This is a genomic window from Mesorhizobium sp. M1273, assembly GCF_040318195.1.
GTDB lineage: Bacteria > Pseudomonadota > Alphaproteobacteria > Rhizobiales > Rhizobiaceae > Mesorhizobium.
Genome location: NZ_JAMYLV010000001.1, coordinates 95,706 through 119,701 on the forward strand (window position 1 = coordinate 95,706; position 23,996 = coordinate 119,701).

General features: G+C 64.1%; 21 protein-coding genes. 5 read left to right on the plus strand and 16 right to left on the minus strand.

Going from position 1 to position 23,996, the window contains the following annotated elements:
* Positions 1-74: 74 nt before the first annotated feature.
* The 16 genes from NKH30_RS00425 to NKH30_RS00500 form a co-directional block, all read right to left on the minus strand.
* On the minus strand, positions 75-1,058 hold the full coding sequence (locus tag NKH30_RS00425; protein WP_352470579.1) for a substrate-binding domain-containing protein: 984 nt from the start codon (positions 1,056-1,058) through the stop codon (positions 75-77).
* A 30-nt stretch (positions 1,059-1,088) separates the two neighbouring features.
* Positions 1,089-1,865 (minus strand): SDR family oxidoreductase, encoded by a 777-nt coding sequence (locus tag NKH30_RS00430; RefSeq protein ID WP_352470580.1) that lies wholly within the window; start codon positions 1,863-1,865, stop codon positions 1,089-1,091.
* A 5-nt stretch (positions 1,866-1,870) separates the two neighbouring features.
* On the minus strand, positions 1,871-3,043 hold the full coding sequence (gene dgoD, locus NKH30_RS00435; RefSeq protein ID WP_352470581.1) for a galactonate dehydratase: 1,173 nt from the start codon (positions 3,041-3,043) through the stop codon (positions 1,871-1,873).
* A gap of 207 nt (positions 3,044-3,250) precedes the next feature.
* On the minus strand, positions 3,251-4,756 hold the full coding sequence (locus tag NKH30_RS00440) for an aldehyde dehydrogenase family protein (protein ID WP_352470582.1): 1,506 nt from the start codon (positions 4,754-4,756) through the stop codon (positions 3,251-3,253).
* Complete coding sequence (locus tag NKH30_RS00445; protein ID WP_352470583.1) at positions 4,753-5,241, minus strand: (2Fe-2S)-binding protein; 489 nt, start codon at positions 5,239-5,241, stop codon at positions 4,753-4,755. Before NKH30_RS00445 ends, NKH30_RS00440 begins: the two co-directional genes overlap by 4 nt.
* Positions 5,238-8,384: a molybdopterin cofactor-binding domain-containing protein gene (locus tag NKH30_RS00450; RefSeq protein ID WP_352993763.1), complete on the minus strand. Its 3,147-nt coding sequence runs from the start codon at positions 8,382-8,384 to the stop codon at positions 5,238-5,240. Before NKH30_RS00450 ends, NKH30_RS00445 begins: the two co-directional genes overlap by 4 nt.
* A complete protein-coding gene (locus NKH30_RS00455; RefSeq protein ID WP_352470585.1) occupies positions 8,381-9,247 on the minus strand; it encodes an aromatic ring-hydroxylating dioxygenase subunit alpha in 867 nt (288 codons plus the stop codon). The genes NKH30_RS00450 and NKH30_RS00455 overlap by 4 nt, the downstream gene beginning before the upstream one ends.
* Positions 9,248-9,261: 14 nt before the next feature.
* Positions 9,262-10,635, minus strand: coding sequence for an amidohydrolase family protein (locus NKH30_RS00460; RefSeq protein ID WP_352540083.1), 1,374 nt, complete (start codon positions 10,633-10,635; stop codon positions 9,262-9,264).
* A gap of 39 nt (positions 10,636-10,674) precedes the next feature.
* Positions 10,675-12,243, minus strand: a complete 1,569-nt coding sequence (locus NKH30_RS00465; protein ID WP_352993766.1) for a GMC family oxidoreductase — start codon at positions 12,241-12,243, stop codon at positions 10,675-10,677.
* A gap of 7 nt (positions 12,244-12,250) precedes the next feature.
* On the minus strand, positions 12,251-12,859 hold the full coding sequence (locus NKH30_RS00470) for a thiamine pyrophosphate-dependent enzyme (RefSeq protein WP_352993769.1): 609 nt from the start codon (positions 12,857-12,859) through the stop codon (positions 12,251-12,253).
* Positions 12,856-13,356, minus strand: a complete 501-nt coding sequence (locus tag NKH30_RS00475; RefSeq protein ID WP_352470589.1) for a thiamine pyrophosphate-binding protein — start codon at positions 13,354-13,356, stop codon at positions 12,856-12,858. The genes NKH30_RS00470 and NKH30_RS00475 overlap by 4 nt, the downstream gene beginning before the upstream one ends.
* Positions 13,357-13,446: 90 nt before the next feature.
* Positions 13,447-14,367 (minus strand): LysR family transcriptional regulator, encoded by a 921-nt coding sequence (locus NKH30_RS00480; protein ID WP_352470590.1) that lies wholly within the window; start codon positions 14,365-14,367, stop codon positions 13,447-13,449.
* Complete coding sequence (locus NKH30_RS00485; protein WP_352993772.1) at positions 14,368-16,170, minus strand: adenine deaminase; 1,803 nt, start codon at positions 16,168-16,170, stop codon at positions 14,368-14,370.
* A gap of 36 nt (positions 16,171-16,206) precedes the next feature.
* Positions 16,207-16,842 (minus strand): glutathione S-transferase family protein, encoded by a 636-nt coding sequence (locus NKH30_RS00490; RefSeq protein ID WP_352849849.1) that lies wholly within the window; start codon positions 16,840-16,842, stop codon positions 16,207-16,209.
* Positions 16,839-17,561 (minus strand): Rieske 2Fe-2S domain-containing protein, encoded by a 723-nt coding sequence (locus NKH30_RS00495; protein WP_352470593.1) that lies wholly within the window; start codon positions 17,559-17,561, stop codon positions 16,839-16,841. The genes NKH30_RS00490 and NKH30_RS00495 overlap by 4 nt, the downstream gene beginning before the upstream one ends.
* Complete coding sequence (locus NKH30_RS00500; protein WP_352470594.1) at positions 17,558-17,860, minus strand: hypothetical protein; 303 nt, start codon at positions 17,858-17,860, stop codon at positions 17,558-17,560. The genes NKH30_RS00495 and NKH30_RS00500 overlap by 4 nt, the downstream gene beginning before the upstream one ends.
* A gap of 223 nt (positions 17,861-18,083) precedes the next feature.
* On the opposite strand from NKH30_RS00500, the gene add reads away from it, so the two are divergent.
* From add to NKH30_RS00525, 5 genes are all read left to right on the plus strand, one after another.
* Positions 18,084-19,124: an adenosine deaminase gene (add, locus tag NKH30_RS00505; protein WP_352993776.1), complete on the plus strand. Its 1,041-nt coding sequence runs from the start codon at positions 18,084-18,086 to the stop codon at positions 19,122-19,124.
* A 27-nt stretch (positions 19,125-19,151) separates the two neighbouring features.
* Complete coding sequence (locus tag NKH30_RS00510; RefSeq protein WP_031211089.1) at positions 19,152-20,273, plus strand: BMP family ABC transporter substrate-binding protein; 1,122 nt, start codon at positions 19,152-19,154, stop codon at positions 20,271-20,273.
* Between the two features lie 115 nt (positions 20,274-20,388).
* The gene (locus NKH30_RS00515) at positions 20,389-21,993 is read left to right on the plus strand and encodes an ABC transporter ATP-binding protein (RefSeq protein ID WP_352994042.1); all 1,605 of its coding nucleotides are present in this window, start codon (positions 20,389-20,391) and stop codon (positions 21,991-21,993) included.
* A 2-nt stretch (positions 21,994-21,995) separates the two neighbouring features.
* Positions 21,996-23,048 (plus strand): ABC transporter permease, encoded by a 1,053-nt coding sequence (locus tag NKH30_RS00520; protein ID WP_502911446.1) that lies wholly within the window; start codon positions 21,996-21,998, stop codon positions 23,046-23,048.
* A gap of 10 nt (positions 23,049-23,058) precedes the next feature.
* Positions 23,059-23,994 carry an ABC transporter permease gene (locus tag NKH30_RS00525; RefSeq protein ID WP_352993779.1) on the plus strand — a complete coding sequence of 312 codons (936 nt, stop codon included), beginning with the start codon at positions 23,059-23,061 and terminating at the stop codon, positions 23,992-23,994.
* Positions 23,995-23,996: the final 2 nt, after the last annotated feature.

Genomic DNA, 23,996 nt, shown 5'->3' on the forward strand with positions numbered 1-23,996 from the left:
ATCCCGTGTGCCCGTCGACGAACTGCCGGCCCAAAGAGCGTCATGCGCACTGCGGCGCATGACGCATATCTGGTTCAGTGGCAGAGCTTGGCTTTGTAGTCCGACGCAAAATTGTCGGCGGTGATGTATTCCGGGTCAGTGAAGGATTGAACGGGAAGCTTGGTTCCGTCCTTGATGGAGGCCAAGAGAATCTTCACCGCCAGCGCGCCATGATTTTCCGAATTGAGCCACATCGTACCACGGAACGCCGAGGGCTTTCCGGATCCGAAGGCATCGCAGGCGCGGCTCCCGTCGATGCCGATCCCCATGCCCTGGTCTGCGGAATAGCCAGCATTCTCCAGTGCTCGCGCACCACCCAGCACGCCGTCATCGTTGCATGAATAGAATATCCAGTTCGTGACGCTGGGATTGGCCGTCAGTGTGGTGGTCATCACGTCGATGGCGTTGACCATCGTGTTGTCGTAGGGGACGCGAACGATGTTGCCCGGCTTGAAATCGGGCACCGCCTTCAGGAACGCTTCTTCCGCGCCCTTGTTGCGCTGCATGCAGGTATCGGCCTTGCGGTCCTCGATCGAGGCGATGCGCACCTCTTTGCCCGCCCAGCCTTCAGCCTTGTAGAGCTTGGCAAGCTCTTCGCCCACCCGCGCACCGATATTGTAAGCATTCATGCCGACATAGGGGACCTGGGTGCCATCCTGGTAGTAGATATCGTCGTCCACCGCCACCAAGGGAATTTTTGCGGCCTTTGCTTTCTCCGCGATGACCGGTCCCAGTGCCTTGTCGGGGACAACGATGGCGATGCCTTTCACGCCATCGCCGACCATCGTATCGAAGGTCGTGATCGTCAAATTGGCGTCGAACTGAACGTCCTGCGACACGAACGCGGCCCCTGCCGCCTCAGCCGCTTTCTTGGCGCCGCCGACTTCGGCGACGAACCATGGGTGGTCTCCCATCTTGTTGATGTAGCCGATCTTGATGTCGTCTGCGCTTGCTGCGCCACTCATCAGTCCGGCAGCCAGTACCGCAAATGTCGCCAAAGCCTTTGTTGTGGTTTTCATGAAGATCCTCCCTGAGCTCAATGGTGGTTGCTAGTCGTGGTAGAGAACCGAGCGCCCACCATCGATGGTGATCGTCTCGGCATTTATGAACGGCGCTTCGTCCGAAGCGAGGAAAACCGCCGTCATTGCAACCTCGTCCGGCCGGCCAATTCGCTTGGGCGGATGGAGGTCGTAGGCTCGCCGCTTCTCCTCGGCGGGGTTCGGGAATGTGTTCCAGTAGGCTTCCGCGATCGGCGTCTCGATATAGCCGGGTGCTATCGCGTTCACCCGGATACCGCGTGCGGCATATTCGATGGCCAGCGAACGGGTCAGGCCCAAAAGTGCATGCTTGGCGACCGGATACGGGAACGTATGGGGAATGATCTGGAAGGCGTGGCAACTCGCTATGTTGACGATGGACCCCGAGCCCTTCGCCAGCATCGTCGGCAAAACCGCCTTGGCGCAGAACCACGCGGCCTGGAGGTCGAGCTTGAGGCAGCGCTCCCATTCCTCATCCGGCATCAGCAATGGTTCGTAGAACACGTTGGCACCGGCATTGTTGACCAGAATGTCGACGCCGCCATAGGCCGTGATCGTGCCAGCGACCATGTCCGCGACCGCGGATGTGTCCGTGACATCCGTCTCGACGAACAATACGTCGGCGCCTCCGGCACGCAATTCGTCGGCGACCGCTTTGCCGCTTGCCGCATTCAGTTCGGCAATGACGGTCTTTGCCCTATGTGTTGCAAAAGCCCGGGCGGTGGCGGCACCTATGCCTTGGCCGGCGCCCGTGATGATTGCGATCTTTCCTTGCAGCCGGCCTGCCATTGCATTCACCAGTCGACCACGGTGCCGTCCGGCATGACGGCATTGCGGGCATGCAGCACTTCCTGCTTGAAGGGGTGACGCGCGATGACGTCCTCATTGACGGTGACGCCAAGGCCCGGCAGATCGGGCAGGTCCCAGCGGCCTGGTTTACGCCGAATTGGCCAGGTAACGACGTCGTCGTACCAGGCGACGGCACCGGACATCTCCTCCTGAATGACGACGTTTGGCGTCGATATGCCGAAGTGAAGAGCAGCGACGCCAGCGATCGGACCGAGCGGGTTGTGCGGCGCAAGGCCGATGCCTGCCGTTTCCGCCATGGCCGCGATCTTCTTTGTCTCCAGCAGACCGCCAGTGTGGCAAATATCAGGCTGGGCAATGTTGAAGGCACGGGCTGCGATCGAGTGCGTGAATTCGCGACGCCCGATCAGCCGCTCGCCGGAAGCGATCGGCACGGCCGATCGCGCCGTGATATGCGCCAGTCCGGCAACATCTTCGGGCGGCACGGGTTCTTCCGCGAACATGATGCGGGCCGGCTCGATTGCTCTGAGGTAGTCCATCGCAGCGTTAACGGATGCAGGGCGTCCATGGAAATCGACCATGATGTCGATGTCCGGACCTATGGCCTCGCGAAGTGAGCCAACCATGTTGGCGACAGAATCAACGGCTTTCGCAGGCGATGCGTAGTGGGTGTAGGGAATGCAGACGACCTTGACCGCATCGTAGCCTGCCTGCGTCACGATGCGTCCGCGTTCCACGATCGCGTCCGCGGATCCGGTCTCATAGACCGCCTTCATGTCTCCGAGGCCGAGATGCGTATAGGTGCGCAGATAGTCGCGAACCTGTCCGCCCAGAAGGCGCCAGACGGGGACGCCCAATGACTTGCCCAGGATGTCCCAGAGCGCGATCTCGATGCCGCTGACGGCAGACATTCCCTCGACGCCAAGACGCCAAAATCCGTGGCGCGTAAGTATCTGGTAGCACTGCTCCACGTTGCGCGGATCCTGCCCGATGAGCAGGGCCTCAAGGTCCTGAAGCGCCCCAACGACGGCTCGGGTCTTCCATTCCAGCGTTGCCTCACCCCAGCCAAACAGCCCGGGCTCGTCGGTTTCGACCCGGACGAAGACCCAGTTGCGCATTTCCGCATTGCAGACGCGCGCCTTGATGGCCGTGATTTTCATCGGTCCTCCCAGACCTGCCGCCTTTTTTCGATGGCAATATGTATGATTTATTACGGATAATATGGACGAGTCAAGCGCAACGTCGATGTGGACCAGCGCCGCCAAGGGACTGGTCCTCAGGAGGATCCGAGCAATTTTCGATCAATCCTTGTCCGCCGATGGAGGGCTGTCAGCCTCCGATCCGCGAACATCGCGGAAAAGGCGCGGCTAAATCACCGCGCAGACCGTTTTCGTTTCGAGATAGTTCTCCAGGCCCGGTGCGCCGTTCTCATAGCCCCAACCGGATTGCTTGTGGCCGCCCTTCGGCAGTTCCGGCGAGAAGTAGGAATGGCAATTGATCCAGACGGTGCCCGACCGGATACTTGCGGCAAGGCGATGCGCAGTGGATAGGTCGCGGGTCCAGACGCTTGCGGCGAGGCCGTAGGGCGAGTCGTTCGCAAGGCTTATCGCCTCCGCGACATCGTCGAACGGTGTCACGGCAACGACTGGGCCGAAGATTTCCTCGCGCATCATGCGCATGTCCGGGCGCACGCCGGTAACCACGGTCGGCTCGAAGAAGTTGTCGAAGCGCCGGCCGCCGGCGATGATCTCGGCGCCGCTGGAAGCACCATCGCCGACGTAGAAGGCGACGCGCGCAGCCTGGGTTCCGTTGACCAGCGGACCAAGGTCGGTATCCGGGTCAAGCCCGTGTCCGAGACGCAGCTTTCGCGCTTCTTCCGCCAGCCCCTCCGCCAGACGGTCGTAGATCGAGCGATGCGCATAGACACGCGAGCCGGCGACGCAGACCTGGCCGGCATTGGCGAAGATCCCCCGAGCCACTCCGGGGATTGCGAGCCCCATGTCCGCATCGGGCATGATGATGGCCGGCGACTTGCCGCCCAGCTCGAGCGTCAGCTTCTTCAGATTGCCGCGCGCTGCGGAGACGATCATCTTTCCGACTTCCGTCGAGCCGGTGAAGGCGACCTTATCGACATCGGGATGTGCAGCCAATGCTGCGCCCACGGTTTCACCGAGACCGGTCACGATATTGACGACGCCGTCCGGCAAGCCGGCTTCGATCATCAGTTCGCCCAGCCTGAGGGCGGTGAGCGACGTTTCCTCAGCTGGCTTGAGCACGATCGTACAGCCGGCGGCAAGCGCCGGGGCGAGCTTCATCGAGGCCATAAGCAGCGGCGAATTCCAGGGCGTTATGGCAGCCACGACACCGATCGGCTCTCGCACCGTGTAGGCGAAAATCTTGCTGCCCACCGGTTGGTAGCTGATGGAGGTGGGGATGGTCGTGCCGAGGATTTTCGTGGCAAAACCGGCAAAATAGCGGAACTGCTCGGCCGAGGCGGGAATCTCGGCGAAGCGCGAGGTCTTCAGCGACTTTCCTTGGTCAAGCGTCTCGAGTTCTGCAAGCTCATCGGCATGGCGTTCAATCAGGTCGGCGATGCGCCATAGCAGCTTGCCGCGTGCCGACGGTGTCATGTCGCGCCAGCTCTCGCCTTCGAAAGCAGCACGCGCCGCAGCAACGGCGCGCCCGGCGTCATCGGCTGTGCCTTGCGCCAGCAGCGCGAGCGTGTCGCCATTCGCAGGATCGGTCGCGGGCAAGGTTGCGCCATCGCTGGCGTCGCACCAGCCGCCGCCGATCAGGTGCCGCATTCTGGGTTTGGCCAGGAACGCCTCGACGCCTGCGTGCCTGGCTGCACCGTTTCGAATGATGACCGTCATGTCCGTGCTCCGCAAGCGAACGCCTCGACCGCCGCGAGGGCACCGCGGATGATGGAATGATAGCCGGTACAGCGGCAGATATTGCCTTCGAGCGCAGTGCGGATCTGAGACTCGTCTGGAGCCGGATTCTCCAGCAGCAGAGCGGTCAGCGCAACAGTAATGCCGGGTGCGCAGTAGCCGCACTGGAAGGCGTTTTCGGCCGCCAGAGCCTGGCGCAGGACAATGGCTTCGGGAAGGTCGTCGAAACCCTCCGGCGTGATGATGGTGGCCCCGTCGAGTTGCCACGACATGAGCAGACAGCCATTGACCGCGCGATCGTCCATCAGCACGGAACAAGCGCCGCAGCGGCCGATGCCGCAAGCCATCTTGGCGGCAGTCATGCCGAAATGATCGCGCAGCAGGTCGATCAGGCGCAACTCGGCGGGCACGGCCAGCGCCTGGCGGCAGCCGTTGAGGTTAAAGGTAATCGCGATCTCGCCACTCACGCTGCACTCCTCTGCAGGGCGTCGAGTACCCATTCAGGATCGACCGGGAGGCGCTCGGGCCAAGCCCCTGTGGCGTCCGCAATCGCGTTGACGACGGCTGGCGACACGGCACCAATGCCAAGCTCACCAACTCCGCGCGGGCCGAACGGGTCGTCCTCGTCCAGATCCTCCAATGCGAAGGTCGCGAAGCTTTCCGGCGTGTCGGCAATGCCTGGCAGCATGTAGAAGTCGAGGTTGCCGGCAAGATACCGGCCATCCCGCATCGCCGCGTCCTCAGTGAGGGTGAAGCCCAGCCCCTGGACGCCGCCGCCTTCGATCTGGCCAAGATAGGCGGCGGGATCGAGCATCGGTCCGGCCGCGGTGTGCTGATGGAGGTCGAGCACACGTACCTGTCCGGTGATGCGGCTCACGGCAACGCGCGCCAGTGTCGCGCCGAAGGCGAAGATCAGGCGTGCATTGCCTTCCAGATAGTCCGATTTCGGAAACTCGAAGCTGACGGCAGCAGCTGGCAGCCGGTCGGGAGGCAACGCCTCGGCAAGCTCGGCGAAACTCATGAGCAGTGAGCCGCTGTTGGAATGTCGCTCGACGATACCGCCGGTTGCCAGCGCCAGCGTCCCGGCTTCGCGGCAAAGCAGCTGGCCCGCTGCTGCCAGCAGGTCGCGCGTAAAAGGTGGTGCGGCGACTGCCGCGACCCGCCAAACCACGTGAGTGCCGCGCGAGGCGGTGGAGGAGCCGGATTCGGGCGTCGCCGCCGTATCACCGGTGACCGGCCGGACATCGTCGCGGCCGCAGCCGAGCGCTCCGGCGACCGCGGCCTTCACCGAGGTGAGCAGGCCTTGTCCCATCTCGTCCAGGCCATAGAGCGCTTCGATCATGCCATCCGGAGCCAAGCGCAACGCGCCTCCGGCCGGGTCCGGCGGCAGCGTGCCTAGTCCATTGCCTTGATAGTTCATCGCCATCCCGACGCCGATCGTCTCAGAGCCGTCGAACGACGGACCACGCGGCTTGGCCCAGATCGGGTCAGCAGCGGCGGCTTGCAGCATCTCGGCCAGACGTTCGGACGGCGCGACCTGCTGGCCGAGATGGCCTCGCGTGCCAGGCTCGCGCAAATTGCGGCGCCGTATCTCGATAATGTCGATGCCGGCGGCTTCGGCCAGCCGGTCCAGCTGGCACTCTACCGCGAAGGCCATCTGGTTGGCACCGAAGCCACGAAACGCGCCGCAGACGCCGTTATTGGTATAGGCGAGCCTCCCCGAGCTGAGGACGTTGGGAACGACATATGGCCCGCAGGCGTGTTCGAGCGCCGTCTCAAGCACGCCCGGACCGAGCGACGCGTAGGCGCCGGCATCCGCGATCACATCCACCTGTTGGGCGAGCAGACGACCCTCGGCGTCGCAGGCGGTGCGCATATGGATGTGCATGGCATTGCGCTTGGTACCCGCGATGACGGATTCCGCCCGGTCGAGATGCAGCCGCACGGCGCGTCCGGTCTTCAGCGCCAGCAGGGCCAGGGCCGGCTGCACGGTCAGCTCGTCCTTGCCGCCGAAAGCGCCGCCAGTCGGGCTGGTGACCACCCGTATCCGCTCTTGCGGCATACCGAGGATGCGCGAGAGCTGCATGCGGTCGCGGCGGCCATGCTGCCCACCGGCAAAGACGTTCAGGGTACCATCCGTGCCGACGAAAGCGTAGCCGCCCTCCGTCTCCATAAAGCCGTGCATCTGGCTCGGCGTTTCGTAGACAGCCTCGACGATATGAGCTGCCTTGGCAAAAGCCGCGGCGGCATCGCCACGCGTGAACTCGAAGCTGCACTGCAGATTGCCTGAGGCGTGGACCGGCTCGGCCCCAGCGGCGAGTGCCTGTTGGGGATCGCTCACAATTGGCAGCGGCTCGTATTCGACGCTGACGAGAGCAAGCGCGCGTTCGGCCGTCCGTGTGTCAACAGCGGCAACGGCAGCAACAGCGTCGCCGAAATAGCGGACCTTGTCGAAGCACAGTGCCGGCTGATCCTGCACGACAATGCCGAAGGCATTGCTGCCGGCAATGTCGCGGTGCGTTACAACCGCCGCGACTCCTGGCAGCGCCTCGGCCGCGCTCGTATCGATGGAAACGATCCTTGCATGGGGAATGCCGGCACGCCGAATGCGCCCGACCAGCATGGCGGGCTCGCGACGGTCGGTCAGGTATTCGAGCCTGCCTGCGATTTTCGGCGCAACGTCCGGCCGCTGGTGCCAGCGTGCGCCGATCTCCGATCGCGACACGAGAATTTCGGCAGGTGGATTTCCGGACGGCACGGTCCGCCGGCGCGGCGAATGTGCTCCTTGGGACAACTTTCCGCCGAGCCCGAAGACCAGCGCATTCGCCACGACACTGCGCCGATAGCGGTCGGACCGCCATGCATCATCGATCGCCGGCGCCTCTTCGAGAATTGCGGCGTGCAGCTCGGCCCAATCGATCTCTTGGAGGCGCCGGCCGATGAGCAGCGCTTCGGCGTGACCGAGACGGGCTGCTTCCCCGCCGCCGCTGGCCGCGAGCCGCGCGATCGTGACACGATCGTCCTTCGTTTCGATCAACCCGGCGACACCGGCCACGCTTGGGGTGAAGGCGGCGCGCAGGCCGACTTTGCGATGGGTCCAGCGAGCGGCAGGCTGCGGTGGAACGATGACCGTCTCAATGAGGCCCGCTGACGGTGCGTCGGCCAACCATTGCGCGAGCGGCACGACGGCGCGCCCAGCCGGTGAGACGATCTCCAGCTTCGCATCGATCGCGAGCAGGGCCGGCAGAAGGCAACCCGTGCCCCCCGCGACGTTGCCGCCCAGCGTTGCGAGATTGCGGACGGCGGGTCCCGCCGTGGCGCGGACTGCGGCTGCGAGCAGAGGCAAAGTCTCGCCTATCGCCCGGTCACGCTCCAAGGCACCCAGGGTCGTCAGTGCGCCGATCCGAAACCCGTCGCCGGCCAGTTGGATGCCCTTCAGGCAGGCGATACGGCCGATGTCGATGAGGCGCCGCGGCTTTGGCAGGCCCTTCGCCCAGCCGAGCTGCAGCGCCGTGCCCCCGGCGACCAGTTGCGACGCGCCCTCGCCTGCCAATGACAGCGCCTCGGCAACGGAGGTCGGGCGAAGCACCTGGAGACCCGATTCGGTCATGTGGCTCTCGCGGTCGTGCCGAAACGGATGCCTTTTTCCTTCAGCCAGCGGCGGTAGGCGATGGAGGACCCGTCGGCGCGGGTCGGGATTTCCATCCGCGGCTCGAGTGGAAGGCGCAGCGGCCGCTGGTTCTCCACGATGATCCGGTCTTGCAGGAAGATGACCTGTTCGAAGTTGAGCAACGCCGTCTGCGTCGAAGCCGAGTCGACGAGATACATGACCGGCTGGGCGCGGCAGCGGTCTTCCTCGATGGGCTGGATGAACAGCGCGATTGCGTCGAGCCGGTCCGGCGCCACGGGGCACACGCGATAGAGCATCACCACGAATGGGCTCGGCACGCGATAGGTCAGATGCACGAACGCGCCGGAGCTTTCCGTGGCGGCAATGCGCGGCTGGAAAAACGTGCAGTTGGTCGCCCAGACCTCGTCTACTTCGCGACGTATCTCGCTCAGATAGGCCGGTACTTCCGTGTGCGGCTCCGAGCCGAGAATGTCGGTATGCACGAAGGGGAAATGCGCCATGTCGAGGAAGTTCTCTACGACACGCAAACCCGACGCCCGCATCGTCACCCAGCCGCAGGGCACGTAGCGGCGGTCGGGTTCCGATGCCTCGGCGATCTCGAAGATTTCCTTCCCGGGCAGGCCCAGCGTCGTCCAGACGCAGCCGTAGCGCTGCCGGACGGGCAGCGCGGGGCCGCGGTTGCCGTCGTCCAGGACCTCCCGAACCGTGATTTCGCCCGTGATGTCACGGACCAGTTCGATGTCCTGGCCGAGCAGCCGCGTATGGCTCGGCGCGCCATCCAGGTCGGCGACCGTCTCCACCGCGTACCAATCGTCCAGTGCCGCCCTGTCCGTCGTCTTCATGACCGGGGCTCGCCTTATTGAGTCCATTGCAGGCTGCCGCCGGAATTCTGGGCAAGGAAAGCGGCGCGCCGGGCGAACAGGCCAGGCGCGACGCGATGGATTTCGGCGATGATCTCGCGCAGGTCGCCGGTGCGCAGCGCGCCGTCCTCGGCCAGGATCTCGCCATCGACCATCGTCAAAGACACGTCGCTGCCGCGCACGGCGTGGACAAGATTGTGATGGAAGTTGAAATAAGGTCCGTCGCGGAAGACCGGCGTCATGCGCGGCGTATCGGTGCGGACCGCGATGATGTCGGCGCGCTTGCCGACTTCAATCGAGCCGATCTCGTGGTCGAGACCGATCGCCCTGGCGCCGAGAATGGTGGCCATGCGCAGCACCTGCCAGCTATCCATGGCGGCGGCGTCGAAGTCCTTCAGCTTGCCCAGCAGCGAAGTCACCTTCATCTCTTCGAACATATCGAAATTGTTGTTCTCCTTCTCGCCGTCGGTGCCGATCCCGACAGGCACGCCGGCCTTCAGCATCTCGGCCACCAACGCGATGCCGCTTGCCAGCTTCATGTTGGAAACAGGATTGTGGGCCACCGAAACGCGGCGCTTGGAAATAAGCTCGATCTCTTCCCGATCGAGCCAGACGGCGTGGGCGATCATGGCGCGCGGCGTTTCGAAGAAGCCAAGGTCGTCCAGCGCGAACATCGGGCGTTTGCCGTAGCGCCGCTTAAATTCCGCGATCTCGATCTCGGCCTCGCTGCAATGCGTGTGGAAGCCGGTGTCGTGTTTCCTTGCGAGTTCGATCGCCCGGCGTTGGCCGGTTTCGTCGGCATAAAACAGATGCTCCAGCCCGACCCACACATTGATACGGCCGCCCGCCTTGCGATGCCAGCCCTCGATCATCGCCTCGTTCATGTCGAGCGTGTCGAAGTAGTTGTAGTCGGGATGCTCGCCGACGTAAGGCACGGCGACCAGGCGGTTGCCGATCGCCTCGGCCGCCCTGGCGCTGCCTTCCATGAACCGCCACATGTCGACGACGGTGGTCGTGCCGCCGAGCACGGATTCCGCGTAGCAGAGCCACGATGCCGCCTCGGCCTCGTGCGGCTGCAGCACGCGATGCATCGGATTGATATGGAGCGTCAGCCAGTCCCAAACCGGCAGGTGCTCCGCCGTGCCGCGCAAAAAACCGGAATGCGCATGCGCATTGACCAGCCCAGGCAAAAGCACCGCATTGTCGAGTTTCTTCACGGCCACGGCCGGATACGCAGCGCGCAATGCTGCGAGTGCGCTGACCGCGGCGATACGACCATCCTCGACCAGCACGGCGCCATCAGGCAACGCGTGGTTATCTTCATCCATGGTGAGCAGCGTGTCGGCAGCAAGGATGAGGCTTTGGGTCATCGCGGGTACTCCGTGTGCGGTCCGTCGGTCATGACATCCTCAAGCTGCCGCCGCGAGCAGGAAATCGGCGGCGCGCTCGCCGATCATCGTGGCGGGCGCGTGGGTATTGCAGGTCGGGATCGTTGGGATCACCGAGGCATCGGCAACGTGCAGACCGTCCAGCCCGTGCACGGCGAGACGGCTGTCGACGACGGCCATCGCGTCCTCGCCCATCTTGGCTGTTCCGCAGGTGTGGAAGAACGTCGTGCACGCCTCGCGGATGAAGGCGATTGTCTCGGTGCGGGTCAGTCGGCGGTCAGGTGCGGCAAAGTTGCGGAAGACACCGGCGTTCGCCCTTGCAGCCGCCATCTCCATCACCATCTCGATCGCAGTGACCATGGCGTCGAGGTCTTCCGGTTCCGCCAGAAAGTTCGGTTGGATTTCGAGCGGCCCGCCGGGCTTGCCGTCGAGCAACTTCAAGTGCCCGACGCTCTTCGAGCGCATCAGGCCCGCACCGAAGGAAAAGACATCGCCGGATAGATCGTAGCGCGCGCGGATCGCCGGTTCGGCGCTGTTGCCCTGGACGGGGAAGGCATGCAGGTCGGGCTGCGGCAGGTCCGGCCGCGACTTCCAGTTGACCATCGAGCCACCGCCATTGCCCACTATCGGTCCGATCGGTCGTTTCGCGCGGAAGACGCAGGCCTGCGCCAGCGGATGGTCCTGAAGATTCCTGCCGACACCCGGCAGGGCGCGAACGAGCGCAATGCCAAGGCGCTGCAGTTCGATCGGATCGCCGATGCCCGACAGCATCAGCAGGCGTGGCGTGTCGATGGCCCCGGCCGCGAGCACGATGCTCTCTTGCGCGCGCGTTTCGCAGATTTCGCCGCCGACGAGGTGCTTGACCGCGACGCATCGGCTGCCTTCGACCGTCAGGCCGATGGCCGCGGATTCGGTCAGCACCGTCAGCATCGGGTGATCCAGGATCGGCACGAGATAGCCCGTCGCCGAACTCCAGCGCTTGCCGTCGCAGATGTTGAAATTCGCGGCCGCCGCCCCCTCGTTGCTGGGGCCGTTCGGATCGTCGATTACGGGGATGCCGATCTCGGCCGCGCCATCGATCAGCGCATGCGCGACCGGGTGCAGTGCCGCCGGCCGCTCGATGTGGAGCGGACCGCCCGCCCCGCGAAACTCGCTTGCACCGTCGCGCCAGTCCTCGCAGCGCCGGAAATAGGGCAGCACGTCGGCGAAGCTCCAGCCCTTGGCGCCGCCAGCCTCCCAGGCATCGTAATCTTGCGGATGGCCGCGATACCACATCATCGCGTTGATGGCGCTTGAGCCGCCAAGCAGGCGCCCGCGCGGGATGCCGATGGTACGCCCATTCACCCTCAGTGTCGGAGCATAATCATAGCCCCAGTCATAGGTGCTGCGGCCAAGCGGCACCCACTTGCCGGGGTCCTCGATCTCTTCGAACCCAAGACCCGTCGGGCCGGCCTCGATCAGGAGGACGTCGGCGCCGGCATCGACCAGTCGCCGCGTCACCGCACAGCCACCGGAACCCGAGCCGACCACCACGTAATCGTAGCTGCGTTTCAGTGCGCGTCGGGGGACGACAGGTCCGAGGGTGCCCATGATCTCGTCAGTTGTGCTCGCTCGGGCCCATGATGACGATGCCTTCGCTCGCCTCGACATGGCGGACGAAGATATACTTGTCCTCGCGGCCGTCGCTGTGTTTGCGCTTGATGTCCGGCTGGACCGTTCCCGAGACCTTGGCGACCACGATATAGGGCGCATCCACAGCGAGCCCCCTTGCACAATGTGCGTCGAACTCCTCCACCGTGCGCGCCGTATAGGCGTTCTCGACGCCGGCGCCGCGCGCGATCGCGGCAAGGTCGACGCGGCCCAGCGCCGTATGGGTCGGCGGGCCGCCGATCGACTGGTAGCACTCATTGTCCCAGACCACGACGAAGAGGTTCTTCGGCTGCTCGTTTCCGAGCGTGGCCAGAATGCCCAGGTTGAAGAGCAGGCCGCCATCCGTATCGAGCGAAATGACGCGGCGGTGCGGCAGGCCGGCGGCGAGCCCGAAGGCCTGCGGCGTGACGCAGCCGAGTTGCTGCTGGAACAGGCTCGCCTCGCGCATATGCGGCGCGGCGTTGTACCACTCGTCGACGCTGCCGCCGAGCGAAAGGACCACCAGCTCATCCTTCAGCCGCGCGGCGAGCGCCTTCATGCAGTCGAAGCGTCTCACCGCACCACCTCGCCGCCGAGCGCCACAGCCGAATGGTAATAGGACGCATAGGACCAGGAATAGGCGTCAAGGATGGCGCGCTCGATCTTCGCCTCCTCGGTGACGATCCGGTACGGCACGCGCAGCGCGTTCAGCACCGGCTCCATGGTGATGCCATGCGGGACTGCCCACCAGTTGTTCTCGCCGAGCTCGCCGCGATAGCTCATCAGCATCATGACCGGGATGCCGGCTCCAAGGCCCATGCGGGCCAGCGGCTCGACCGAGGCGCGCAAGCCGGAATTTTCCATGACCAGCGCCGCGCGCTTGCCCGACAGGAAGACCCCGCCACATATCGCCGCGCCCTCACCCTCGTTGGTGACGCGGATCGTGCGGATATCCGGATCGGCATCAAGGGCCGGGTAGAGCTCCTTGAACAACGAATCGGGCAGATAGCAGACGATGCTCACTCCCGCCCGCTTAAGCCCCCGAATGACCGCGTCGACCGCACTCTGCTTCATGACATCCCCTTCGGCCGGGAAGTCTCGCAAAGCTCAGTTGTTCGAGATAGGGACAAATTACTCTCTTTATCGATGCGCAAAATGCAACAACTAATCATGCAACGCCTCGACCATGCGGGCCAGCAGCGCCGCGAATGCGGAGGCCGCATCCGACATTTCGCGTTCAAGCCGGGCGAGCAGCATCAGCCGGTGCGGGTTCATGCGAGAATCGCGCAACGGCACGAAAACGAGCGATCCGTCAGCCACTTCCGGCTCGATGCCGAGCTTGGTGCGAAGCACCACGCCGAGGTTGAGGCGCACCATCTCGGTCATCAGTCCGATCGAGTTGGTCCGTGACCGTCGCGTGATGTCGATCATGGAGCGCCCGATCGCATCGTCGATCGAAATGCCCAAAGCAAGGCTGTTGTCCGAGACGATGACCTGTTCGCCGGCAAGATCGAACAGCTTCACTTCCTTGCGGCCGGCAAGGCGGCTGCCCGGATGAGCGACGACGCCCAGCGGCAGAGGCGTGCTCGCGATCTTGCGCACGTTGCGCGGCACGCGCACGTCGAAAGCAAGCGCCAGATCGCATTCGCCGTCGGCAACCGCATCGCAGGCGCGCTGCGACCCGGCGACATGCACGTCGACCGATATCTGCGGGTGGCGCTTCCAGAATTCCTTCAGCGCGTTCGGCACGAGCCCGCGCGCCGCGCTCTCCACGATCGCCACGGACAACGAGCCGCGGTTGAGGCCACTGAGATCATTGATCTCGGACGAGGCGCGCGCCAACTCGGTGATGCTCTGACGCGCGTGGTAGAGCAGAAGCTCGCCTGCGCTGGTCAGTTTCAGTCGCTGGCGCACACGCTCGAAGAGCGGCGTGCCCAGTTCGTCCTCCAGGCCCTTGATGACGCGGCTGATGGAGGATGGCGCCACGTTGAGCGCCTGCGCGGTCTGGCGAACCGAGCCCAGCCGCGCGACCATTTGGAAATAATGGATGCGCGGTGAGACCAGCCCAAGTCGGAAGGGATCCACTCAGGCGGCCTCAAAGGCGGGGACGATCTCCATTTCCGGCACCAGCACGAGACCTTTGTCGGTGATACGGATTTCGGGGATGACCGAGAGCGGGATGAGGTTGAAGCCCATATAGGGAATGCAGCAGCCGGCCGCCTCCCATTCCCGTTTGAGGATCTTCACCTCCTCCGCGACCTCAGTGACGCGCTTGTCGGACAAAAGGCCGGCGATCGGCAGTTCAACCATGGCAGTCACTTTGCCGTCGACGACGACACAGACGCCGCCTTGCGTTTCCTCGATCGCCCGCAGCGCCACCTGCATGTCGGCCTCGTTGAGGCCGGCGATGATGATGTTGTGGCTGTCGTGACCGACAGACGATGCGACGGCGCCGCGTCGCAGCGTGAAATTGCTGAGCAGCCCGTAGGCGACGTTGCCGTCCGACTTGCCATGGCGCTCGACCACAGTGACGAAGCACAGGCCGTGGCGGTCGAAATGGTTCTGCCAATCGTTGGACGGATCGAGCGTGATCTTCTGGTGGCCGAGCGTGATCCCCGGCAGTTCGGTGCGGATGGTATGCGCCACCACCTTGCCGGTTGGCAGCTCCGGCGTCAGCTTGATCTGCTTCGGCAGCTTCACTGTGTGGTAGGCCGTGTCCGGATAGCGGTAGCGGGTCGAGAGGGCCTGGTCGAGCAGCGGCATGATCTTGCCGTCATCGACGACGAGTTCGCCGCCATACCACGTGCTAACGGGATCGAAGCCGTCGTCGAGCAGCACCAGGTCGGCACGGCGGCCACCACCGAGGCCTCCGATTTCGCCTTCCATTGCAAAGCGCGTCGCGCCATGCAGCGAGCCCATCGACCAGGCCTGCTCCGGCGTCATGCCGGCCTTCATCGCCTCGCGCGTCACCCAGTCCAGGCCGAAGAGCATCAGGTCGTCAGCATCGCGGTCGTCGGTGCAGACCGCGATGCGCTTATGCGAGGCTCCGAGTTCCGTAATCGTCTTGATCGCTGCGGGCAGGCTGTGCCACGGTGTCGTCGGCGGGCCGCCACGCAGGAACAGCCAGATGCCGGCCTCGAGCATGTCGTCGGCGATCTCGCGGTCGATCGCCTCATGGGTATCGGTGACGCCGGAGGCCGCATAGGCCGACACGAATTCGCGTCCATAGACGTGTCCCGACACCGGGCGGCCGCGTCTCAGCGCCGCAGCGAGGATGGCATGGCTGCGTTCATCGCCCATAGCCACTGGCACGAAATCCATCTTCTCGCCTAGCGCCACGGCTTCCGGCCATTTGTCGAACAATGCGCCGATCTTTTCGGCTGTCAGGTCGCCACCGGCCGTCTCCAGCAACGGCGAAGTTGCCGGGACGGTGCTCGGAACCGTCAGGAAAATGGACAACGGCGCCAGGCGCGCGTCTTCCAGCATCGCCTCGATGCCAGCAACGTCCATGACGTTGCCGATCTCGTGGCTGTCGCAGAAGAGGGTCGTGGTGCCGTTGAGCAGCGCCGCCTCGGCATAGGCGCAGGCCGTCACCATCGAGGATTCGATGTGGACGTGCGGATCGACCAGGCCGGGGGCGACGATGCCGCCCCTGGCGTCATATATCCTGGCGCTGCCGCCCTTATAAGTGCCGGCCGGCTTCACAGCGGCGATCCGCCCTCCCGACAACCAGATCTCGCGGCCTGGAAGCACGCGCTCCGAATAGGTCGACAACACGCGTGCGCCGGCAATGACCAGATCGGGATCGGCTCGCCCGGAAGCGACGCCGGCCAGCCGCCGGGTCATGGACGAGAGCGGCTGGACGGAAAAGCGCGTGAGAGAGGTCATTCTGTTGCTTGCCTCGTTCTCGTCGAATGTTGGGCGTCAATGGTAATCGGGGATGCCCGGCATGGTCGTGAAGCCCGGAAGCGCGCGGAAGCGACGCACCCAGCGGCGCAGCGCCGGATACTCGTCATGGTCGACGCCGAAATCGCGGCTCAGCGCAAACGCCGGAAAAAGCGCGATGTCGGCGATGGTCGGGCGGTCCGCAGCGAACCATTCTTTCTTCTCGAAACCCCGCGCGGTCATATGGTCGTCCATGGCGCGGAGTGCGTGCGCGGCACCGGCCCGCAGCGCAGCCTCGTCGCCGCCGGCGCCGAACATGGCATGGCGGCGCGCGGCGCCGGCAACGCCGAGATCGCCGGCCGCGAAGAAAAGCCACTGCATCACCTTGGCGAAATCCGAACCATCCGCCGGCAGCCATGCACCCGTTGAATCGTGGCTGCGCGCAAGATGGACGATGATGGACTCGGCGCCGAACATCGTCACCTCGTCGTCGCGGAGAATGGGCAGGCTGCCCGCCGGGTTCATGGCCAGGAATGGCGGCGTCTTCTGCTCCGCCCCCGGAAATGCATCGACTGCAACGGTCTGCCATTCCAGGCCGAGCATGGAAAGCGCCAGCCGCACCTTGTAGCAGTTTTCGTCCAGCTCGTAGTTGTAGAGCGTGATCCTCGCCATCATGCAGCCCGCGTCGTCGAGGTCGCGCCGGTACGCCCGGTCTCGAGATGATGACGCAGCTCGCTCGTCCAAGCGAAGAAATGCTTCTGCCCCTTGCCGGCATACTTGGCTGCCGGTCCGTCAATCACGATGTGTAGGGCCGATCGTTTGTCGGTCAGTTCCTGCAGGCCAAGAAGCAGCGTGTCTTCGCCGACCGTCAGGCTGAACAGCATCCCGCTCAGCGCCTTCAGCTCAGCGAGCCCGGATCCGCGGGAGAAGGGCCTGGGCGGCATGGCCCTCACGACATCGATCACCATTGCGGCGGGACTGTCGAGATGCAGGCTGCGGACCGGCACCACCTCCTCTGCCAAGGCAGGCAATTCGGGCAATGCTGCTGCCGGATCCAGTGCCGTCCAGACTATCCCAGCCGCCTCGGCCGATCTGTGGGCAGACACGGTAATGGACGCCGGCACCCTGAGATCGGGGTGGGCCGGAATGTATCGGCACTGGCCGGCCGCATCGTACTGCCAGCCGTGATAAAGACAGGCAATATGATCGCCGCGGACAAAACCGAAGCTCAGCTTCATACCGCGATGCGGGCAGCGATCCTCCCACACATGCGCTGCGCCACTGTTGTCGCGCCAGACCACCAGCTCGTTTCCGCCAAGGCGGATTCCGGCCGAACTGCCCGGCTCGATCGATCCCGACAGCGCCACTGGGTGCCATCCAGCCTGTATCGTCATTCTGCGTCTTTCCCTCTGGAATATTCCCAAATTTCGGCCCGTTCGCAGTCCATCACCAGACAGTCGATTGGCCCCAAGCTACATGCCATCTCGAAGGCATCGATGAGATCGGGCTGGCCCGAAACCTGGACGACAAAAAAATCGTCCGCGGCTTCGTGCACCAGCAGATCGAGATTGAGCCGAGCGGCACGCCTGTCGGCGAACTCGCCAAAGCTCGACGACACCAGTCGGCCGATGAAGCGCAGGCGCGTTGTTTGAGGCGGAGGCGCAGGGTTCTGCGCTTCCCGTAGGTGCTTCATGCCTATATTTCTCCCGGCCTGCACATTTTTTAAGCAGTTTTAGAATGTGTCTAGTTAGGCATCATTTTTTGGCTTGTGCAAGCCCCGTTTCCCTGACATCTGTTGCGTATCAGGTGATCGGACAGTTGGAAAAAGCCGCGATTATCGAACAACTCGGCAGCCGTCCGTCGCCCAAGAAAACCAGGTGCGGCTTGGGATTGCCAATCCGGGCGAGTGAGCGTCGATGTCGTTGTCAAGTTTCATTCAGCTCATGCCGAAGGTCGAGTTGCACTTGCACCTCGAGGGCGCCGTATCCACAGAGACATTCGCCGAGCTGGCGGCGCTGAACGCGGTGCCGCTGCCGGACGGCAGACCGACATCGGAGCTCTACAGCTACGGCAACCTGCTGGATTTCCTGAAGATTTACGATCTGGTTTGCGCCTCGATCAGGACTGCGGACGATTTCTCTCGCATCACCTTCGAGGCACTGGAGCGCTGCGCTAAAGCCGGTGCGCGCTACGTCGAACTGTTCTTCAGCCCGCATGCGCATCTGGCTCATGGCGTGGCCTATTCGACTATGCTCGAAGGCATCCTCGACGGCTTTCACCGCGCAAAGGAGCGCTATGGGCTTATGGCAAAGCTGATACCGGCGCATGCGAAGCCGCTCGGCGCGGCAGGTGGCGAGCGCTTCCTGGACATGGTTCTGGCCGAGCGCCCGGCTGAGGTGATCGGCATCGGCTTCGATTACGACGAACGCCCGAACCCACCGCCGATGTTTGCGCGCATCGTCGAGCGAGCGCGGGCTGCCGGGCTCAATGTCACCAACCATGCAGGCGAGGATGGCCCGGCGGACTATGTCCGCGATACCGTCGACGTCCTCGGCCTGAGACGGGTCGACCACGGCTACCATGTCGTCGACGATCCGGCGCTGATGGAGCAGTGCAAGGAGATGGGCATCGTCTTCACCTGCTGTCCGAGCACGACGCTGGCCACCACCGTCTGGCGTGACCTCGCCGCGCCCGACCACGCGATCCGCCGCATGATCGAGGCCGGGCTTACCGTGACGATCCACTCCGACGATCCGCCCATGTTCGCCACGACGCTCGACCGCGAATACGCGCTGATCGCCGAAAATTTTGCGCTCGGGCCGCCGGCACTGAAGCGGATCGCGCGGGCTGGCCTGTCCGCAGCATGGCTCGACGACGACATCAAGCAGGCATGGCTGGCCGACTGGTCGGCAGAAATCGACCGCCTCATGGAAACCGAACTGTCTCTCCCGAACTGAACACGACACGGAACAAAGGACCGAAGCATGATCGACCTGCGCAATCTCTCCCGCCGAGGCTTCCTCAACATGGGCGCCGCGGCCGGCGCCTCGCTGCTCCTGCCGAAATCCGGCCTTATCACGCCCGCCCATGCACAGACGCCGCTCGCCGCCGTCGCCGAGGAAAACGCGGTCATCGCCTTCGGCCACACCGGTCCGGTGACCGATGAAGGCTGGACCTGGAGCCACGACCAGGGCATGAAGGCCGTGCAGGAAGCGTTCCCGAAGCTGAAGACGCTGTTCGTCGAAAGCATCCCCTATTCGGCCGACGCGACCCGCACCTTCCGCCAGTTCGTCTCGGAAGGTGCCAACATGGTGTTTGCCACCTCCAACTATGGCGACTTCCTCTACGACGTGGCCAAGCGTTCGCCGGACGTCGCCTTCTATGAATGCGATGGCCGCAACCCGCTCGAAAATCTCTCGACCTACTATCTCGCCCACTGGTACCCGACCTACGTCACCGGTGTCGCCGCGGGCCTGATGAGCAAGAGCGGCAAGCTCGGCTACGTCGCCTCCTTCCCTGTTCCGTCGGTCTTTTCCGGCACCAATGCCTTCCTGATGGGCGCCCGTTCGGTCAATCCAAACGCCACGATGCAGACCATCGTCATCAACTCGTGGTTCGATCCGCAGGCTGCCACCCAGGCCGGCACCGCGCTCATCGACAACGGCGCCGACCTTCTGTTCGGCATCATGGACGAAGCAGGCTATCTGCAGGTGGCCGAGCAGCGCGGCGCGAAGGCCGTGATGTGGAATACCGACATCCGCCGCTACGGGCCGAAGGCCTACGTCTCCTCGATCGCCATCGACTTCAAGAAATTCTATGTCGACCAGGTGCGCCTGCGCCTCGAAGGCAAGTGGACGCCATCGCAGACCATCCTGCCGATGGGCGGCGGTATCGACCGCGATGCCTGGGGCGAGACGGTGCCCACCGAGGTCGCAAAGCAGGCCGATGCCGTGCGCGATAAGATTCTCGGCGGCTGGAGCCCGTTCGAGGGCGAGATCAAGGACACCAAGGGCAACGTCAAGGTGGCTGCCGGCCATCGCATGACCGAAGAGGAACTCTACAACTGGGATTGGTCGATCGAAGGCGTCAGCGGCCTCCAAGCGTAATCCCGAAGGATTGCAGAGTTTTCGGATAGACTATGCGGCAGAAGGCAAAGAGCTAAGCGGGATGAATGATTTTGTTCCAGTTCATCATGCTTCGAGCGAGCACCGCTACGGCGGCATGGAGGTGCCGTCCACCTCCCCGGGACGTTACGAGCCTGGCTCCGGCGCGCCGCCGCTCGTGCTGCTCAAGGGCATCAGCAAATATTTCCCCGGCGTCGTTGCCAACCAGGATGTCGACCTCGACGTGATGCCGGGGGAGATCCACGCCTTGCTCGGCGAGAATGGCGCCGGCAAATCGACCTTGATGAACATCCTCACCGGCATCTATCAGCCGGATGCCGGTGAGATCGTCGTCGACGGCTATGCCAAGCGTTTCGCATCTCCAGTCGACGCGATCTCCGCCGGTATTGGCATGGTCCACCAGCATTTCAAGCTGGTGACCGCCTTCACGGTCGCCGAGAATATTCATCTCGGCTGGTCCGAAACGCCCAAGCGTATTGGCTCGTCGGTGCTCGAGGCGCGGACTGCCGCACTGGCCGAGAAGCTGAACCTCGCGGTACGGCCATCCGCGCGCGTCGCCGATCTTTCGACCGGCGAGCAGCAGCGCGTGGAAATCCTACGCGTGCTCGCGCGCAATGCCCGTGTTCTGATCCTCGACGAGCCGACTGCAGTGCTTACCCCGGCGGAAGCGCGCGAGCTCTTCAAGGCGCTCAAGCAGTTCGTGTCCCGGGGCAATGCGGTGATCTTCATCAGCCACAAGCTCGACGAGGTCCTGGAAATATCAGACCGCATCACCGTGCTGCGCGGCGGCCGCAAGGTGGCCACCGAAAATACCGCGGACTGCGGCGAGAAGATGCTGGCGCGCCTGATGGTTGGCCGTGAGATCGTGCTCAGCAATCTGCGTGCCAGGCAGCCAGGCGCGGCCGGCATCTCCGCCGAGCCGGTGCTCAGCCTCAAATCCGTCGTCGCGCGTGACGACGTGGGCGGCATCCTTCTCGACGAGGTTTCGCTCGACATCCATGCCGGCGAGATTCTCGGCATCGCCGGTGTGGCCGGCAACGGCCAGAAGGAGCTGACCCAGGTCGTCACCGGCTTGCGGCCGATCCACTCGGGCCAGATACTGCTCGGCGGAAAGGGCGTCACGACCGCCGGCGCGGTCGATTACGCGAAGTTCGGCGTCGGCCACATTCCCGAAGACCGGCTGCACAGCGGCCTGGCGCCGGCGCTTTCAATCACCGACAACGCCATAATCCGCGAATATGCGTCGGCGCCTGTTTCAAAGGGCTTCGCGTTCCGACCGCGCCTTGCGGCTGCTCTTGCGCGCACGATCGCCGAAGCGGCATCCGTTGCGGTGCCCGATTTCGGCATGCCCATGCGCAACCTTTCCGGCGGTAATCAGCAGCGCCTCGTCGCACGCCGCGAGATGCGCATCGCAAGCAAGGTTCTGATCGCCGCCTATCCGAGCCGTGGCCTCGATGTCGGCGCGATCAACACGATGATGCACTATCTCGTCGAATTGCGCGATGCCGGCGTCGGTGTGCTCTTCATTTCCGAGGAGCTGGAAGAGCTGTTCAACCTGTCGGATCGCATCGCCGTAATGTTCCATGGCAGGATCATGGGCGCGGTGGAGACTGCCTCCACCGACATCGAGGAAATCGGCCTGATGATGGGCGGGCAGATGCGGTCCAGTGCTGGCGCCCAGGCCGCTGCCGGGAAGCACTGACCTTGGCGATCAAGCTCCAGCGCGTTCCATCCGCGCAGCCCTCCGTTGCCTTTGCGGCACGTGCCCTGGCGATCGTGCTGGCACTGGGGATCGCCGGCCTGGTTCTGGCCGCTCGCGGCAATGCTCCCGTCGAACTCGCCTGGGAGGTGCTCAACTCGACTTTTGGCTCGAGCTTCGGGCTGGAAGATGTCGGACTTCTGGTCACTCCCCTGATCCTGACCGGCCTGTCGGTCTGGGTAGCGCTGAGAATCGGCGCCTGGAACATCGGCGCGGAGGGCCAATTCTATGCCGGCGCCTTCAGCGCCACGGCAGTCGCGCTGTTCATTCCCGGCCCGATCTGGCTGATCCTGCCTGTTATGTTCATCGCTGGCGCGCTCGGCGGGCTGCTCTGGATACTGGTGCCGACGCTGGCGCGCGCCTACGCCGATGTCAGCGAACTCATCACCACCCTGCTTCTGAATTTCGTGGCGACGCTGATGGTCTACTACGTCGCCACCGGACCATGGCTCGACCCGAGCGGCCATGCGCTCGCGACCACTGCACGTCTGCCGCATGACGTGCCTGAATTCTGGGGTATCGTGCACTACGGTTTCCCGCTGGCGATCCTGCTCACTTTTGTCATCGCAGGACTGCTCAACTACACGCGCTGGGGTTACGAGGTGCGGGTCGCTGGGTCGAACCCGAGCGCGGCGCTTTATGCGGGCATGCCGTTCCGCCGCCGCCTGATCGTCGTCCTGCTGATGTCGGGAGCGATCGCCGGCATCGCCGGTATGCTGGAAGTAGCTGGCACGGTGCATCGCCTGCAGGGCGGCATTTCCAACAATTTCGGCTATCTCGGCATCATGGTCGCGGTGCTGGCGCGCGGTTCCTCACTTGGCGTGCTCGCAGGCGCGGCTTTGATGGGCGTCATCCTGAATTCGGGCATCATCCTGCAGACGCAAGGCATCACCGTCTCGGCCGTGCTCGCCATCACCGGACTGATCCTGTTCTTCACGGCGATCGGCAACGAACTCGCTCACTACCGCATCACGCGGACCGAACCGGTCGCGAGCTGAGGAAACACCCATGGACATGATCGCCGGACTGATCCAGACCTCCATTCTCGCCGGCGGCGTGCTGGCGCTGGCGGCGCTGGGCGAGACGCTCTCCGAGCGCGCCGGCGTCGTCAATCTCGGGGTCGAAGGGCTTATGGCGCTCGGTGCAATCACTGGCATCGCGGTCGTCGTCGCCACGCCGCACCCTATGCTCGGCTTCGTCCTTGCGCTTGCCGTTGGTTTCCTCGTTGGCTGCGTCTTCGCTCTTGGCACCGTCGTCATTAAAGCGAACCAGGTGTTGTGCGGCCTGGCGCTGACGCTGATGGGCACCGGCATGGCCGCAACGATCGGTCGCGCCTATTCCGGCATGCCGGCGCCGGCGACCTTCGCGCCGATCGCTATTCCCTATCTTAGCGACATCCCGCTGCTCGGTCGCGCGATCTTCACGCAGAACATCCTTGTCTACCTGATCTACATCGTCCTGCCGGTTGTGCTGCACTACATCATGTTCCGCACGCGCCACGGGCTGAACATGCGCGCGGTGGGCGAAAACCCCGCGGCAGCCGACGCCGCCGGCATTTCGGTGCAAAGCATCCGCTTCTGGTATGTCGCCGCGGGCTCGGCGCTGGCGGCCGGCGCCGGCGCTTACCTCACGCTTGCCTTCGTTCCCTCCTGGTCGGAAGGCGTCGTGGCCGGCCGCGGCTGGATTGCCGTCTCTCTCGTCATCTTCGCAGGCTACCGGCCCCTCAACGCCGTGCTGGCCGCTCTGCTGTTCGGTCTCATCACCTCGCTCGGCTTCGTCGGCCAAGCACGCAACTGGCCGATCGCGGCGCCGATCCTGTCGATGCTGCCCTATCTCGGCACGATCGCCCTGATCATCGTGCCGGTGCTTGCCTGGCAGCGCATGCGCCGGGTAATGGCCGCGCCGGCTGCTCTCGGCGAACCCTATTTCCGCGACATGCGTTGAGA